This is a genomic window from Tolypothrix sp. VBCCA 56010 (assembly GCF_050875635.1).
Taxonomy (GTDB): Bacteria; Cyanobacteriota; Cyanobacteriia; order Cyanobacteriales; family Nostocaceae; genus Hassallia.
The window spans coordinates 1-12,736 of sequence record NZ_JBPAOH010000040.1; the positions used below are offsets into that span (position 1 = coordinate 1).

Below are 12,736 nucleotides of genomic sequence, written 5' to 3' on the forward strand. Positions count from 1 at the left end.
AAAGTGAGAGGAGGGAGGAGGGGGGGAGGGGGGGACAAGGGGAGGGGGAGAAAGAATTATTCTCCTTGTCTCCTTGTCTCCTTGTCTCCTTGTCTCCTTGTCTCCTTGTCTCCCACTCCCCCTCTCCCCCCCTCTCCCTATCCCCCCCTCCCCCCCTCCTCCCTTCGCGTCCTTCGTGCCTAGCCTTCGGCAACGGCAAAGCCGAACGCGGTTCGTTTTCCCTAACTCAAAAACAACTCCTTAATCCCCGTACTACCAATTTCTATCGCCAACGCAGCCAACAAAAAACCCAAAAGCTGAGTAATAATCACCTCACCTTCTGCACCAATCCACTTATCGATATAATTACAGAAGCGCAAAATCAACCAAGTAACAAACATCGCCGACAAAATACCCAGCGTCACGCTTAAATTAGGATTCGCGGCTGACGACATTAACAGCATTACCGTCGTCAGCGTACCGGGTCCGGCTAACAATGGCAAAGCTAGCGGTGTAATTGCTACATCTCTCTCTTCGTCGAGTATAGGAGTATTTAATTCACCCTGAAGCATTTGTAAAGCAATTAATAGCAGCAACAGTCCCCCAGCTATCCGCAAAGACCCCATGCTGACATCTAAATAACTTAAAATAAATTGACCGCCAAAAGCAAAGACCAAAAGAACAGCGATCGCTATCACTACCCCTTTATCTATTACTTTATTTCTTTGCTGCGGTTCCATCCCCTTAGTCAGAACTAAAATTATCGGTATATTACCCACTGCATCCGCAAGAACAAACACAGCAACAAAGGTTTTAACGAAAACAGAAATATCCACAGCAGAGACTTTATCAAGGTTTTCTAACAACCTAACCTCAAACTCGTTGATTATTCCACAACCCGTAGGAAGATTGATATAAGCGTAAGTTTCAGCATGTTCGTTCGTTAGCAAATTCGGGGAAGATAAAGCAATGGGGATAAAGTCTGTCTTTGCAACTACCAAAGTAAAGATATATTTGATAATCTATCCCTGACAACTCCACTATTCGTTATTGGATTTATGAAGTCATACTTAGCCGCCGCTATTCAAATGACCAGTGTGTCAAATCTGGAAAAAAACTTGGCACAGGCAGAAGAATTTATCGATTTAGCCGTCCATCAAGGTGCGGAATTAGTGAGTTTGCCAGAAAATTTTTCGTTTATGGGCGAAGAAAAGGATAAACTTGCTCAAGTTGATGCGATCGCCAAAGAATCGGAAATATTCCTCAAAAAAATGGCGCAGCGCTATCAAGTTACCATTCTCGGCGGCAGCTATCCAGTACCTGTAGATAACATCGGCAAAGTCTACAATACTTCCACACTCATCGACCCCAACGGTCAAGAAATTGCCCACTACCAAAAGGTACATTTATTTGATGTGAATGTCCCAGACGGCAATACTTACCGCGAATCTAGTACGGTAATGGCTGGTCAGCAAATACCCCCGATTTATTTTGACGAAAAACTCGGTAATATCGGACTTTCTGTTTGCTACGATGTCCGCTTTCCGGAACTTTACCGCCATTTATCTCACAAAGGGGCAGATATTCTATTTATTCCGGCAGCTTTCACCGCTTTTACTGGTAAAGATCATTGGCAAGTATTACTACAAGCGCGGGCAATTGAAAACACCGCTTATGTCATCGCACCAGCGCAAACTGGAATAAATTACGCTCGTCGTCAAACCCACGGACACGCGATGATTATCGATCCTTGGGGTACGATTTTAGCCGATGCTGGTGAAAAACCGGGAGTAGCGATCGCCGAAATAAATCCTTCGAGGCTAGAACAAGTACGCCGTCAAATGCCCAGCTTACAACATCGCGTATTTATCTAGCTGGTTATTTGCCAAAATTTACAGTTCGATCGCCTTGTGGGATGGTAAACTCTCAATCTCAACAAAAAACTGGCGTTGCTGAATTAAGTTATGAAATCTCTAATTTCTAGTAGAGACGATCGAGATCGAACGTCAAAAAATGCAAATCAGCAACGTCAAAAAATAAATGCGATCGCACTTGTATGTAAACCAATGAAAACTTCAATTAAGTTTTTTTTCCTTACTGCTGTTGTTTCACTGCTTTGGGCATGTGGTAATGACACCGCACAAACAACTCCCGCTAATTCCCCAACCGCTACAAACTCTAATTCCCCAAACGCTACATCAACTGCTGGCACTAAAATTCAAGTAACTGCCACAGAGATGAAGTTTCAATTATCTCAGTCAACAGTCCCAGCCGGACCGGTGGAATTTGAAACGACTAACAAAGGTAAAATTCCTCACGAAATGGTAGTGATTAAAACAGACTTACCACTAGATAAGCTACCACTTGAAGGCGATAAGCTTGACGAAGATAAAGCCGGAAAAGAAATTGGCGAGATTGAAGAAGACGACCTCAAAAGCGGTGTCACAAAAACACTCAAAGTTAACTTAACCCCCGGTAAATATCTCATCGTCTGCAACTTACCCGGACACTTTAAAGCCGGAATGAGAACCTTCCTCACTGTCCAATAACACCAAAAAACCGGGTAATATTCCAACCCGGTTAAATAATCTTAATATGAAAAACCCGTAGTGAGCGCACAGAGCGCTCATTTTACCTTAAACCTTAGCAGTAGCCTTGGTAACAGCGTTAAGTTCGCCCTTAGCATACTTAGCAGCAAAATCATCCAAAGAGATTTGCTTAATCTTGCTAGCGTTACCAGTGGTACCAAATTGCTGATAGCGTTCAGCACAAACCTTCTGCATATACTTAATCGAAGGTTTGAGGAAGTGACGGGGGTCAAATTCCTTGGGATTTGCAGCCAAAGCTTCACGCACAGCAGCAGTAATCGCCAAACGGTTATCAGTATCGATGTTTACCTTACGTACACCGCTCTTGATACCTTTTTGGATTTCTTCTACAGGTACACCGTAAGTTTCGGGAATTGCACCGCCATACTGGTTGATGATAGCGAGCAAATCTTCGGGAACCGAAGAAGAACCGTGCATTACCAAGTGAGTGTTAGGTAAACGGCTGTGAATTTCTTCGATGCGGCTGATTGCTAAAATTTCTCCGGTCGGCTTGCGGGTAAACTTGTAAGCACCGTGGCTAGTACCAATCGCAACAGCCAAAGCATCTACTTGAGTTTGCTCTACAAAGTCTACTGCTTGGTCGGGGTCAGTTAAAAGTTGATCTCGGTCGAGTTTACCCTCGAAACCGTGACCATCTTCAGCTTCACCCATACCAGATTCGAGAGAACCCAAGCAACCGAGTTCACCTTCAACGCTGGCACCTACAGCGTGAGCTACTTTTACCACTTCGCGGGTAACGTTGACATTGTACTCATAGCTTGCTGGTGACTTCGCATCTTCTTCCAGCGAACCATCCATCATCACGCTGGTGAAGCCGTTACGAATCGCCGAATAGCAAGTTGCAGGGCTGTTACCATGATCTTGGTGCATGGTAATGGGGATATGAGGGTAGGTTTCTACTGCTGCTAAAATCAAGTGGCGTAAGAAGTTTTCCCCAGCATAAGAACGAGCGCCACGAGAAGCTTGTAAAATCACGGGGCTATCTGTCTCTAGAGCAGCCTTCATGATTGCCTGAATCTGCTCCATGTTGTTCACGTTATACGCCGGAATGCCGTAACCGTTTTCAGCCGCGTGATCCAACAGCAGCCGCATTGGTACGAGCGCCATAGATAGTCCTCCTAATGTGGTAGTCAGCTAGTCGGTTTGAGACAAGCGCAATTATTACGCTAATCTTAATAGTTTTTTCAACTTATTAGGAAATTATAACTAGTGTCGGGTGCTAATGCTGAAAAACTTTACCAGCTTCAAGCCTGATTATAAGGGAATGGTGACTGCAAGAAGTCAACTATAAACAATCAAAGGCGATCGCGTAAGTGATAAAAGTTGCCCAACCGTTCTCAAACAAACCCCAAACGCAACATACGAGCGATCGCACTACTGTTACTCAAAATCCGTGAATTAGTCTTTTAATATGGGTCGCCCGGGATTCGAACCCGGAACTAATCGGTTAAAAGCCGAGTACTCTACCGTTGAGTTAGCGACCCGTTGAGTTTTAAACTCGCAACTTTGTCATTCTACCACATCTATCTATAGTTTTGTAAAGGGGTTTAGAAAAAATTTGCTGTCAACTTGATCGATGCCGAACAACTGGCTCCAGGTTCAAGTATAGTCAGGTGTTCGCCAGTATTGATAGAGTTTCGAGCAGCGCTCCACGGTTCCAGACAGTAGAAATCTTTGCCTTTCAGCGTCCAAAAAACCAAAATCGGAAAAGCATCATCGTAATCTAGAGTCAATTTTAACTTGCGGCTGCGGTCTGTCACACTAGCAGATTGACTTGTTAGCTGTTTAAAAGCAACGTCAATTTCATCGCGGTTGAAGTCAAAATTTCCGTTAAAAGAATGTATTTCCTTGGTTTTCTGGTCTTGATACTCACTCGAAGGAATTTCAAATTCTAGCTGAGTTTTATCATTCGTCACAAAGTACGGATGAAACCCAAAAGAAAAAGGCATCGGTGAAGATGATTTATTTGTATAATTCTGCTGAACTTCTAAGATATTACCTTGCATCTGGTAGGTAAAAGCCAGTTCAAAGTCAAAAGGATAAACCGATCTTGTTTGCTCGTTGCTATTGAGGACTACGGTAAGGCTAGCTTTATCTTGAGTCACTTGATTCGTAACATCCCAAGGCAAATCACGAGCAAATCCATGTTGTTTTAGAGTATATTGCTTGCCTTGATAAGTGTAAGTATTATCCGGTAAGTTGCCGCAGATAGGAAATAAAATCGGATTCCCACCTCTAACGCTCAATTCAGGATTAGTAAAGCGTTCCGCATCCAGGTAGAAAATTTCTTCACCATTTACGCGCCATTTGGTGATGATACCACCGCGTTCCGGTACAACCTCTAATTGTGAATTAGTGCTTTCATCCTTGAGGATGTAGGTTTTGTATTGTTGCTCTTGAAGTGCGATCGCAAACATTGCTTTCCTTTATTTATTGATTAGTCAAGTCGAACAGTCGTCTCCTATCAGTTAAGCTATAGCTAATTGGTCATCTCTGTTGCTTATTATGTACCAAGTAGACCGATCCAAAAATGCTAACAATTGCTTTCATTTTCTTCTTGCTTCAACCTGGAAGCGTCGGCGCTACCCAGTCCACAAGCTGACACGACCGATCTGGCCGCCTGCTGCAAATTAATCGCAGCATTTAAATCTCTGTCACATTCAAAACCACAATTCTCACACTGGAAAACTCGTTCTTTTAGTGACAGAGATTGTTTTTTAGTACCACATCTGGAGCAAGTTTTACTACTGGGATAAAACCTATCTAAAACTACTAACTTACTACCATAAAGTTGGGTTTTATATTGCATCTGTCGGCGGAATTCATAAAAACCCATATCGGCAATAGATGCAGCTAATTTACCGTTAGCCATCATCCCTGACACATTCAAATCTTCCATCCCAATCACTGCGTGGTTTTTGCTGATCTGAGTTGTGATTTTATGCAATGTGTCTGTACGGAGATTGGCGATTTTTCGATGTATCCTAGCTACTCCAATAGCGGCTTTTCTGTGGTTATTTGAAGAAAGTTGTTTGTGACGATTAAGCCACTGTAGATGAGCCAGTTTTTTCGAGTATTTCTTATAACTCTTTGCACCGTCAAACACTTGTCCTGATGATGTAATTGCTAGATGATTTATCCCCAAGTCTATTCCTACAAAGTCTACTGATTTAGGGGTTGTGGTGGGTTCTATTTCCATCCGGAATGATATAAACCATCTGTCTGCTTGTCTACTGACTGTGATTGTTTTTGGTTTCAACCCTTTGGGTAAATTCTCATAGGTTTTCATCCATCCAATCACAGGTACTTTGATTTTTCTGTGGTCTACATGAATCTTTCCATCAAGAGTAAAACTATCATGTATACCTTTCTTTTTAAAGTTGGGAAATCCATGAATCTTTTTGAAGAAGGATTTGAAGGCATCAGATAGTTGTTTAAGTGCAAACTGTGGGGCACATTTTGACACCTCATAGTACCAAGGTAATCGTGATTTGATGGATGCTACTAACCATTTATGTAAATCAATCGCTGTGGGGAATTTAATTCTTTCATTAGGATTGGCTTTGTTGTATGACAACACCTGTTGACATAAGGCTAGTCCTTGATTCCATGCGTGTCTAGCGACACCTGCGTGTTTAGCTAATAGCAGGCGTTGGTGTTTGTTGATTTTAAGTTCTGTTTTAAATCCTAATAGCATATATAGGTTACGATACCAGAAACCGGATTTCTTCTGCTACTAGTAAACAAAGTTAATAAAAGTGATTGATTGGTAGTAAAACAGCAACTAGTTATGAACCCTCCTCTTCCTCCAAAAGAAGTTCTACCAACGATGTACGATCTTCCGAGTGAAGATCCAAAGGAGCCAGGTTTGCCCGACGAATTTCATGATTTTCAACCTCAACTGTTGCGAGAAACCTTTCATCCGCCTAATTATCGACCAGATAAGGTGTTCGTCGCCAGCGATTTAAATCTTTATTACGATATACGTCATCCTTTGTGGTACAAGCGTCCTGACTGGTTTGGAGTAGTTGGCAACTCCAAATTATACGAAGATAGAGATTTACGCTTAAGTTATGTAATTTGGCAAGAGGGTGTAAGCCCCTTTGTGGTAGTTGAGTTACTTTCCCCTGGTACAGAAAAAGAAGATTTGGGGCAAACTTTACGCTCTGTAGATGAACCACCGACAAAATGGCAAGTCTATGAGCAAATTCTACGTGTTCCTTATTACATAATCTTTGACCGCTACACAGATAGGTTAAGAGCCTTTATGCTTCAGGCAGACCGTTATGTGGAAATGAACTTAGAAGAAACACGTATTTGGATGCCAACTTTAAAACTAGGTTTAGGACTGTGGCAGGGTACTTATCAAGGCATTGAGCGGCTCTGGTTGCGTTGGTATTATGCCAATGGAAATTGGATATCAACTCCAGGAGAAGAGATGCTACAAGAGCGTCAAAGGACAGTGCAAGAGCGTCAAAGAGCCGAGCAAGAGCGTCAAAGAGCCGATCGCTTGGCAGCGCGTTTAAGAGAATTGGGTATTAACCCGGATGAGGTGTAGGGGAGTGGGGGAGCGGGGGAGTGGGGGGACAAGGGGGCAGGGGGCAGGGGAGGCAGGGGAAGCAGGGGAAGCAGGGGGAGCAGGGGGAGAGGAATTTTACCCAATGCCCCATGCCCCATGCCCCATGCCCCATGCCCAATTCCCTTTTATTCGTCTTCTGCAAAGACAAAGCGATATAATTCGCTGCTATCGGGTTCGGGACTGCTTTCGGCAAATTTCACGGCTTCGGCAATTCTTTCTGTGATTTTGCGATCGATTGCTTTGAGTTCTTCGGCAGAGGCTAAATTTTGCTCTACTAAATGATTAGCTAACTTCTTAATTGGGTCACGAGCAAACCAAAATTCTTTTTCGGCTTGCGATCGCATTTCATCTGGGTCAGCCAATGAGTGACCCCGGAAACGGTAAGTTAAAGCTTCAATTAATGTCGGACCTTCACCAGCACGAGCGCGGGCAACAGCTTCTTCGGCTACTGCTCGCACGGCTAGTACATCCATACCGTCTACTTCCACGCCTACCATGTTGAATACACTGGCTTTTTTGTAAATCTCTGGCTGGGAAGTTGCGCGATCGTGAGCCATACCGATCGCCCATTTATTATTTTCTACCACAAAAAGAATCGGCAGTTTCCATAAAGCCGCCATATTCAATGTCTCGAAAAACTGACCGTTATTTGCCGCACCATCGCCAAAAAAGCAAGCTGTTACTTGGTCTGCGCTTTCATCTTTTAAAACTTCGCGCCGATATTTACTCTGAAAAGCCGCTCCCGCTGCTACAGGAATACCTTCAGCCACAAAAGCATAACCACCCAGCAAGCGATGTTCCGCAGAAAACATGTGCATCGAACCACCGCGTCCTTTACTACAGCCGGTGGCTTTACCAAATAATTCCGCCATTACCTCTTTTGCTGGTACTCCCGCACTCAAAGCATGAACGTGGTCGCGGTAAGTACTGCAAACGTAATCTTCACCCGGTCGCATCGCTTGGATAACACCAGTGGAAACCGCTTCTTGACCGTTGTACAGATGGACAAAACCAAACATTTTGCCTCTATAGTACATCTCGGCGCACTTATCTTCAAAGACGCGCCCTAAAACCATATCTTCGTACAACCGTAACCCAACTTCTTTGGTAATCTGCGCGGATGCTGCCGTAAATGTGGGTAATGTGCGTTCTTGAACCATTATTTTGTTAGTATCCCTGTGGTAAAACTTAAAGTTACTATCTTAGATAAGTTGCTCACATTCGCCGTAAGCTTGTACAAAGATAACGTTGTTAGGAGTTAACAAGTTACAAATTCACTCTCAATGGCTGCTAAAAAGTAAATAGTTTTTAATTTGATTTTTAATTTTCACTGCTCCTTGGAAGTTAGCATCTGCGGAACTTCCGCAGTTTGGACTTTTCACCACTCACCCTTATAGGTTATCAGTCAAAATAGCAAGATTTCTGCATATCGATTAACAATTTAGATAAATTGGCGGCGGCAATTTATATACTTATGTAAATAGTTGTATTTACAACAAAGTTATGATAAACTACGCTACGCTTGTTATCAAGATTAAATTTCTCTAGCGGTGCTTCTCTGTTTTGACTACCGGGGAAAGTTCCTCAGAATTGTTTGCAGGAATACAAACTATCGATCTCACGCTCGATGGTTATATTTATACTCCTGCGAGCAGAAGATTTATGGTACTACGCCGTGGTGTAGTATTGTTTAATGTCTAAAATTGATGACAAATCGGTAAAAAATAAAAATTTAATAATTTAGCAGCAATAAGGCAAAAGATTAAGTAGTATACAAATTTATTTTCACTTCACACTATGAAGGTGTGTCAAGAAGATAATGTGATGGCACGGTTTTACATGCCGGGAATGCTCAAAATGAATGATGTCGATCGTGCAGCAGGGGAAGTAAGCCGTGCGAATTCCGCTAGATTACTACCGAATTTTAGGATTACCGTTGGCGGCAAATGATGAACAATTGCGGCAAGCGTACAGCGATCGCATTGTCCAACTACCGCGACGTGAGTATTCGTCAAGTGCAATCACTTCCAGAAAACAACTTTTAGAAGAAGCGATCGTGGTATTATCAAATCCCAAAGAACGTAGCAGTTACGACCAGCTTTATTTGGCAAACGTCTACGACCCGGAAGGAAGCACGACAACTAGTGCAGTAGCAGTCGAAAATCGCCTGCAAGAGAACAACGGTACTACCGAAGCTAAAAGTCTGGGCATTGACATTTCCCAAGATGAATTAGTTGGTGCTTTACTAATTCTGCAAGAGCTTGGCGAATACGAACTTGTAGTCAAATTAGGTCGTCCCTACCTGGTTAATAAAAATGGATCGGTAAGTGGCGCAAATGTCAATAGTCTGACCAACGAAGAATATTATGAACGTCCAGAACGTCCAGATATTATTCTCACCGTTGCCCTTGCCTGTTTAGAACTCGGTCGTGAAGAATGGCAGCAAGGTCATTATGAAAACGCAGCGCTTTCCTTAGAAACAGGTCAAGATTTGTTAATCAAGGAAAATTTATTTCCCAGCGTGCGATCGGAAATTCAAGCAGACCTTTGTAAATTACGACCATATCGAATTCTAGAATTACTGGCACTACCTCAAGAAAAAACCGCCGAACGACGTCAAGGCTTGGAATTATTACAAAACGTTTTAGAAGAGCGCGGAGGAATTGATGGTACTGGCAATGACCAATCTGGTTTAAATATAGATGACTTTTTGCGATTTATCCAGCAACTACGCTACCACTTAACAGCCGCAGAACAACAGAAAATATTTGAAGCTGAAAGTAAACGTCCCTCGGCAGTCGCTACATATTTGGCTGTGTATGCCTTGATAGCGCGGGGATTTGCTCAACGTCAACCTGCTTTGATTCGTCAAGCAAGGCAAATGCTGACACGTCTGGGCAAGCGTCAGGATGTACATTTAGAACAGTCCTTATGTGCTTTACTTTTGGGGCAAACAGAACTTGCAACTCGTTCTTTAGAACTTAGTCAAGAATACGAAGCTCTAGCTTTTATTCGCGAAAAATCTCAAGACTCTCCTGACATGCTGCCGGGACTGTGCTTGTATGGAGAACGGTGGTTGCATAACGAAGTGTTTCCTCACTTTCGAGATTTGGTAAATAACCAAGCTTCTCTAAAAGAATACTTTGCCGATGAACAGGTGCAAGCTTATTTAGAAGGTTTGCCAACGGAAGTACAAAAAAGCAATGATGTAACTAATCGGCAGTCTTCTTTTGAAACACAAACAAATACTTACCCCCACCGCAGTAATTCAACTGCGAGTTATCGTCACTCCAGCACAACAGAGAACGGGGAAGTTTTAGAAATACCAACTAAAGTAAAATCAGTTCATTCAAACTACTCACCACCCAGCTTTACAACATCTACATCTGTTAATGCAACAGAGCAAAGTAGTGTGGCACAGGTTGCGAGTGGTGAACGTATTGCTTCTAGAACAAATCATAATTTGAATGGTTCGGCATCTGTTAATGCACCCGTTCAAACGAATAAGCGAAGAAGGCGAAAACCCGCTCATTCTCAACCACAGCAAAGTCCTAACACTAAGATAGGAAAAACGCGCTTAGTGTGGATGATATTTGGCTCTTTTGCTGGTATTATAGTTTTGTGGTTTTTGCTCACCACATCTTTTGGATTATTAAAAAATCTGTTTTCGCCTGCACCATCTTTAAAAGGCGAACAGTTGTCTGTGCAACTTAATGAACCACCAATACCGATTCCTGACCCAAATAGCAAGCCACTGTCACCACCAGGAATTTTGACAGAAACCACGGCACAGGAAGTAGTTCAAAGTTGGCTATCTAGTAAATCCGCAGCTTTGGGAGTCAATCACGACGTTGACAGTTTAGATCAGATTTTAATCGGTTCAACTTTATCTAAATGGCAGGCAATTGTTCAACAGGATAAGATTGAAAACCGCTATCGCAAATACACCCACACTGTAAAGGTGGAATCTGTAAAGACAACTGAAACTAACCAAAATAATGCGACGGTAGACGCTACGGTGACTGAGTTAGCAGAGTTTTATGATAACGGGCAAATTAATCAGCAAAAGTCTTATAACGAAAAAGTTCGTGTTAGATATAATTTGGTTCGTGTAGATAATAGCTGGCGCATCAAGGATATGTCAGTTCTCAATAAAACAAGTGAAAGCTAATAAGAGCATTATGACTAAACTCAACCATATATAGTATTTGTAGGGTGCGTTAGCGTTTCGCATAACGCACCCTACTACGTAATATGAAAATAATGTTAAGATATATTAAGAAAAGTTAAATATAGATGTAACTCTTGCTTTCTTCCTTCGGTAAACTCTATTATACTTAAAATCTACGGTAATTCGCTCAAGATGCCGTATATATAAGGTGTATTATGAGCAGATGGCAATTGAGACAATCAGTAGGTAGAGCGATTCTCCTTTGGAGACACTTCGCGATCGCGCAAATGCAGACTTATGTAATGAAAAGTTTGTACTTCATCCAGCTATTGTCTGAACGAATTACCAGAAGCTGGTCAAAAAGGCACGTGCATTTTCTATGTTTATTTGCCGTAGGTGTAGTTTTGAGCATGGCAATAACTGCCTGTGGAAATGCTTCAGCTTCCAATGATATTAAACTGCGGCTGGTTTCCTTTTCTGTTACAAAAGCTGCTCACGACCAAATAATCCCAAAATTTATTCAGAAATGGAAGAAAGAACATAACCAAAACGTCACTTTTGAGACTAATTATGGTGGTTCTGGCGCTCAGGCTGCTGCTGTTATCGGGGGTTTGCAAGAAGCAGATATAGTACACCTAGCGCTTCCCTTGGATGTGAATAAAATCCAACAAGCAGGTTTGATTAAATCAAATTGGGAAAACAGAGCGCCAAGAAATGGTATTGTTAGTAGATCGGTAGCGGCAATTGTTACCCGCGAAGGCAATCCCAAAGGTATTAATACTTGGGCAGACTTAGCAAAAGATGGGGTGAAAGTAATTGCTGCCGATCCGAAAACTTCTGGGATTGCGATTTGGCAATTTTTAGCTTTTTGGGGTTCGGTGACTCAAGCCGGAGGTGACGATGCAACAGCATTAGATTACGTTACCAAAGTTTATAAAAATGCTCCGTTTTTGACAAAAGATGCGCGTGAAGCTAGCGATTTATTTTTCCAAAGAAATGAAGGGGATGTCTTAGTTAACTACGAAAATGAGGTAATTTTAGCGGAAACAAATGGATTGAAATTACCTTATGTTGTACCACCAGTAAATATTTCCATTGACAACCCAGTAGTGGTAGTTGATAAAAATGTCGATAAACATAAAACAAGAGAAGTTGCACAAGCATTTGTTGATTATCTTTATTCAACAGAAGCCCAACGCGAATTTGGTAAATTAAGATATCGTCCTGTCAATCCTACCGTTACCCAAGAAGTCGCATCACAGTATCCCCAAATCGAAACTTTATTTACCGCTCAAGATTTAGGCGGATGGGATATTATTCAGAAAAAATTCTTTGGGGATGGCGCACTTTTTGATCAAGTTAAGGCTAAAAGTAAAGCCTAGATATTATACCAACCAT

Annotated in this window: 12 protein-coding genes and 1 tRNA gene; 6 read left to right on the top strand and 7 right to left on the bottom strand. The window is 42.3% G+C overall.

Annotated elements, in window-relative coordinates; genetic code table 11:
• The coding region (locus tag AABK37_RS15760) for a hypothetical protein (RefSeq protein ID WP_432552504.1) at nucleotides 1-193 on the bottom strand (193 nt) is incomplete at its 3' end.
• 28 nt (nucleotides 194-221) lie between these two features.
• Nucleotides 222-815, bottom strand: a complete 594-nt coding sequence (locus tag AABK37_RS15765; protein ID WP_432552548.1) for a MarC family protein — start codon at nucleotides 813-815, stop codon at nucleotides 222-224.
• Nucleotides 816-1,037: 222 nt separating this feature from the next.
• Between AABK37_RS15765 and AABK37_RS15770 the strand changes: the two genes are divergently transcribed.
• Entirely contained in the window at nucleotides 1,038-1,853 is an 816-nt protein-coding gene (locus AABK37_RS15770; protein WP_432552505.1) for a carbon-nitrogen hydrolase family protein, read from the top strand.
• 90 nt (nucleotides 1,854-1,943) lie between these two features.
• Nucleotides 1,944-2,528 (top strand): plastocyanin/azurin family copper-binding protein, encoded by a 585-nt coding sequence (locus tag AABK37_RS15775; protein ID WP_432552506.1) that lies wholly within the window; start codon nucleotides 1,944-1,946, stop codon nucleotides 2,526-2,528.
• Nucleotides 2,529-2,615: 87 nt separating this feature from the next.
• On the opposite strand, the gene fba is transcribed toward AABK37_RS15775, so the two are convergent.
• The 4 genes from fba to AABK37_RS15795 form a co-directional block, all read right to left on the bottom strand.
• Complete coding sequence (gene fba, locus AABK37_RS15780) at nucleotides 2,616-3,695, bottom strand: class II fructose-bisphosphate aldolase (RefSeq protein ID WP_432552507.1); 1,080 nt, start codon at nucleotides 3,693-3,695, stop codon at nucleotides 2,616-2,618.
• 305 nt (nucleotides 3,696-4,000) lie between these two features.
• Nucleotides 4,001-4,072, bottom strand: a tRNA-Lys gene (locus tag AABK37_RS15785).
• A 63-nt stretch (nucleotides 4,073-4,135) separates the two neighbouring features.
• Nucleotides 4,136-5,005: an aldose epimerase gene (locus AABK37_RS15790; RefSeq protein WP_432552508.1), complete on the bottom strand. Its 870-nt coding sequence runs from the start codon at nucleotides 5,003-5,005 to the stop codon at nucleotides 4,136-4,138.
• A gap of 116 nt (nucleotides 5,006-5,121) precedes the next feature.
• On the bottom strand, nucleotides 5,122-6,285 hold the full coding sequence (locus AABK37_RS15795) for an RNA-guided endonuclease InsQ/TnpB family protein (protein WP_432552509.1): 1,164 nt from the start codon (nucleotides 6,283-6,285) through the stop codon (nucleotides 5,122-5,124).
• A 93-nt stretch (nucleotides 6,286-6,378) separates the two neighbouring features.
• Here AABK37_RS15795 and AABK37_RS15800 point away from each other — a divergent pair, with 93 nt between their 5' ends.
• Together AABK37_RS15800 and AABK37_RS15805 are read left to right on the top strand one after the other, a co-directional pair.
• On the top strand, nucleotides 6,379-7,146 hold the full coding sequence (locus tag AABK37_RS15800) for a Uma2 family endonuclease (protein ID WP_432552510.1): 768 nt from the start codon (nucleotides 6,379-6,381) through the stop codon (nucleotides 7,144-7,146).
• Nucleotides 7,147-7,166: 20 nt separating this feature from the next.
• Nucleotides 7,167-7,325, top strand: coding sequence for a hypothetical protein (locus AABK37_RS15805; RefSeq protein WP_432552511.1), 159 nt, complete (start codon nucleotides 7,167-7,169; stop codon nucleotides 7,323-7,325).
• On the opposite strand, the gene pdhA is transcribed toward AABK37_RS15805, so the two are convergent.
• Nucleotides 7,293-8,327 carry a pyruvate dehydrogenase (acetyl-transferring) E1 component subunit alpha gene (pdhA, locus tag AABK37_RS15810; protein ID WP_432552512.1) on the bottom strand — a complete coding sequence of 345 codons (1,035 nt, stop codon included), beginning with the start codon at nucleotides 8,325-8,327 and terminating at the stop codon, nucleotides 7,293-7,295. The two genes, AABK37_RS15805 and pdhA, sit on opposite strands and share 33 nt — an antisense overlap.
• A 734-nt stretch (nucleotides 8,328-9,061) precedes the next feature.
• Here pdhA and AABK37_RS15815 point away from each other — a divergent pair.
• Together AABK37_RS15815 and AABK37_RS15820 are read left to right on the top strand one after the other, a co-directional pair.
• Entirely contained in the window at nucleotides 9,062-11,338 is a 2,277-nt protein-coding gene (locus tag AABK37_RS15815; protein ID WP_432552513.1) for an IMS domain-containing protein, read from the top strand.
• 215 nt (nucleotides 11,339-11,553) lie between these two features.
• On the top strand, nucleotides 11,554-12,720 hold the full coding sequence (locus AABK37_RS15820; protein WP_432552514.1) for a sulfate ABC transporter substrate-binding protein: 1,167 nt from the start codon (nucleotides 11,554-11,556) through the stop codon (nucleotides 12,718-12,720).
• Nucleotides 12,721-12,736: the final 16 nt, after the last annotated feature.

What these genes read in the sequence shown, in the direction of transcription:
- AABK37_RS15770 (WP_432552505.1), top strand. Translation starts at nt 1,038, where the DNA reads ATGAAGTCATACTTAGCCGCCGCTATTCAAATGACCAGTGTGTCAAAT.
- AABK37_RS15820 (WP_432552514.1), top strand. Translation starts at nt 11,554, where the DNA reads ATGAGCAGATGGCAATTGAGACAATCAGTAGGTAGAGCGATTCTCCTT.
- AABK37_RS15800 (WP_432552510.1), top strand. Translation starts at nt 6,379, where the DNA reads ATGAACCCTCCTCTTCCTCCAAAAGAAGTTCTACCAACGATGTACGAT.
- AABK37_RS15790 (WP_432552508.1), bottom strand. Translation starts at nt 5,005, where the DNA reads ATGTTTGCGATCGCACTTCAAGAGCAACAATACAAAACCTACATCCTC.
- AABK37_RS15775 (WP_432552506.1), top strand. Translation starts at nt 1,944, where the DNA reads ATGAAATCTCTAATTTCTAGTAGAGACGATCGAGATCGAACGTCAAAA.
- AABK37_RS15795 (WP_432552509.1), bottom strand. Translation starts at nt 6,285, where the DNA reads ATGCTATTAGGATTTAAAACAGAACTTAAAATCAACAAACACCAACGC.
- fba (WP_432552507.1), bottom strand. Translation starts at nt 3,695, where the DNA reads ATGGCGCTCGTACCAATGCGGCTGCTGTTGGATCACGCGGCTGAAAAC.
- pdhA (WP_432552512.1), bottom strand. Translation starts at nt 8,327, where the DNA reads ATGGTTCAAGAACGCACATTACCCACATTTACGGCAGCATCCGCGCAG.